At 34.4% G+C, this 2,590-nt stretch carries 4 protein-coding genes; 1 reads left to right on the plus strand and 3 read right to left on the minus strand.

The genetic code is table 11. From position 1 onward, the window contains the following. Window positions 1-327 precede the first annotated feature (327 nt). Window positions 328-843, plus strand: coding sequence for a hypothetical protein (locus tag FD36_RS06235; protein WP_146740501.1), 516 nt, complete (start codon window positions 328-330; stop codon window positions 841-843). A gap of 154 nt (window positions 844-997) precedes the next feature. Here FD36_RS06235 and FD36_RS06240 read toward each other — a convergent pair whose 3' ends face one another. The 3 genes from FD36_RS06240 to FD36_RS06250 form a co-directional block, all read right to left on the minus strand. Beyond that, window positions 998-1,438: a GNAT family N-acetyltransferase gene (locus FD36_RS06240; protein WP_010625633.1), complete on the minus strand. Its 441-nt coding sequence runs from the start codon at window positions 1,436-1,438 to the stop codon at window positions 998-1,000. Between the two features lie 31 nt (window positions 1,439-1,469). After that, window positions 1,470-2,135 carry a replication protein gene (locus FD36_RS06245; RefSeq protein WP_010625632.1) on the minus strand — a complete coding sequence of 222 codons (666 nt, stop codon included), beginning with the start codon at window positions 2,133-2,135 and terminating at the stop codon, window positions 1,470-1,472. A gap of 73 nt (window positions 2,136-2,208) precedes the next feature. Beyond that, a complete protein-coding gene (locus FD36_RS06250) occupies window positions 2,209-2,373 on the minus strand; it encodes a hypothetical protein (RefSeq protein WP_010625631.1) in 165 nt (54 codons plus the stop codon). Window positions 2,374-2,590: the final 217 nt, after the last annotated feature.

A 2,590-nucleotide genomic window follows, 5' to 3' on the forward strand; every position in this document is an offset into this window, starting at 1 on the left:
GATTTACCGTTGACGGACAGTAAATTATACGGGTAGCAGCCAAAATGGCTTATAGAGCAAATTAGAGGCATTTAAAAGCAATCTTCAAAGCCAATAAAGTCTGAAGGAGTTGGCGACTGGACTTTATTGGCTTTGAAGATTCCAACTGACGTTCGGCAAGGAAGAGACCACATATGGCTCTTATTTTCTATCTAGTGATTCCAATAGAAATGTTTAGAAGAGTATATCGTGAACTTATAAGGGGCTTAGAGAAGCATATTTAGTCTTTAAATAGATGCTGAATAGATTCAGTAGCAATTGCTTATATTATTAACGTAGGGCTTAAAGTTGAAAAAATTTGAAGGAGTAGATTTTATGTTAAGTGTATTAATTCCTTTAGTAGCTAGTTTAGTAGCTAGTTGTTTGATTGTTCCGGCAATGACATATTACCTTAATCGGCGATCACGTAAGGTTGCCAATTCCGAGTCAGATATTCTAGATGCAATTTCAATCTTGAAAGATGATGTTCATTCTGCCGATAGCGGATTAGCGGTGATTTCCCGTGACATATTTGCTTTTGTCAATAGTGGAACTGACCTTATAGATGACCATACTAGATATTTTTCGTCAAACAAAATGCAATTAGCCCGTGACTGGGAAACGTATGGGTATCATTTTAGCAATAAGGATATTAATGTTCTGATGCATAAGTTACTAGATGAACTGGATGAAGCTGACGAGTCTGTGATGAATATTAATTCCTCAAAAGAAGCCATTAGCTATACTTTCTATGATTGTGAAAGGCCTGAAGTTAAGGAACTATGCAGTCTATTGAACGCCGAGAGAAAGAAACTAGTGAAATAAAGTTAAGAGAATCAGCAGACCGAGTAAAACGAGGTCAATGCGCACTTATACACAACATGAAGTTGTGCCATGCTAAAAACCTAAAATTTTGTATCAGAAGTCGACTAATCGACAACAAAAAAGGACGGATCTAGTTATCCGTCCTTTCATCACATCATTCAGTTTCTTTATCGATTTCATTTGATAATTTCTTAACAAAAAAATGTTCTGTTCCAGTTAACGGATACTGTCTTTTTACGTAAACTTCTTTAAATCCAAATTTGGGATAAAAATCTTTACCTTGAAAATCAAATGTATATAAAAATATATTTTTACAATTACTCCGTATAGCTAAATCTTCGGCTTTTTTTAACAAATCCCGACCTAACCCATTTTTGCGCAAACTCTCATGAATAACTAAATAGTCTATATCCATCCAATTACCAAATATTTTTCCTGAAATCCCCCCCATAACATTCTCACTATCATCTTTTATGTAAATAGCAAAATCTGTTTGATTTGCAGTTTCAAAATTTTGCTTATTATACTTTCTGATCATATTTTGTAATGTCATTACGTCTGATTTTTCTGGTAATAATGTTTCTTCAAATTTCATAATTGCTTCCCCCTAAAATAAAATTAAACCCTTACTTATTATTCAATACTTCGCCTGTATCTTTATCAATATCTGCCCGACCATATCGACGTTCTTGATAAACAGCATCGAAATATAACCTTATCAGTCCAGTATGAGCTCTCAACACTGAATTTATAATTTTCATACTAGGCAAGCCATATTCAACCCCATGTAATTTAACAAAGCGCCTTAATTCACGCATATTTGCTAAATTATGATCGTCAATTAAATCGCAAACATCATTCAACATATCGTCTTTATCTTCAACATCAAGCGTGACATATCGGTCAATATCAAAATTATTCAGCAACGTAATGTCAGCTTTAGAATATTTATGCTTATGCTTTTCAATAGCGTCTTTTGATTCATGTGTCAGATACAAATAAATATTTTCCATACTCTGAACAACTATTTGAACCTTAGCAACACTTTTAACACCTAAAACCCTTTGGATTCTCTTTCTAACACTGTCCGATGTAACAGGATTTTTCGTCACATAAACCACATGATAATGGGCCTTTTTATATATTAGTCCCTCAACATTGCTTTTATCTTTATCATGCAACGGACTAATCGCAATCGGAACACCTATTAATTCTAACCGTCGTTTCCAATCCGTTGGAATACTTTCTGGATATAACAAAAAAGTGAAGTATCTTGCCTTATCTTTAGCCATAATGTTAAAATTACCTTATCAGAACGAGCAATTAACGAGCAAACTTTTCAGCGGGTGCGCTCTTTTTTTATGCTCATTTCTGCCCTTTCGCTTGATTTTTGACAACTTCAGCCATGTAATTTCGCATGTCATAAGTAACAATTTTTCCTTGAGCCAATAATGCTTTTTTATATTCGGCATACAAATCTTTAGGAATACGGATAGTGACACTTTGCATTTCTTTTTTTTCAGCAGTCATAACTTAATCACCCCTAACTTAAATAGCTTCATACATACATTATAAAGCATTACATAGATGTAGTAAAGCATTACAAATTTAGCCATTTTCGCCAAAAATGTCGCTCAAATGTCGCTCAAGCACAAAGTGACTAAATCCCTTGGGAGAGTAAGGATAAGACCACACAAAATTCAATTTTGGCACTCGGCACTTAAAAGGGGGGTCGTAGTACGGTCGC

The sequence above is a fragment of the Fructilactobacillus sanfranciscensis DSM 20451 genome, from assembly GCF_001436035.1.
In the GTDB taxonomy this organism is placed as follows: Bacteria; Bacillota; Bacilli; order Lactobacillales; family Lactobacillaceae; genus Fructilactobacillus; species Fructilactobacillus sanfranciscensis.

Excerpts from the sequence above, each read along its gene's own strand:
- FD36_RS06240 (WP_010625633.1), bottom strand. The coding sequence starts at position 1,438 with ATGAAATTTGAAGAAACATTATTACCAGAAAAATCAGACGTAATGACA.
- FD36_RS06245 (WP_010625632.1), bottom strand. The coding sequence starts at position 2,135 with ATGGCTAAAGATAAGGCAAGATACTTCACTTTTTTGTTATATCCAGAA.
- FD36_RS06250 (WP_010625631.1), bottom strand. The coding sequence starts at position 2,373 with ATGACTGCTGAAAAAAAAGAAATGCAAAGTGTCACTATCCGTATTCCT.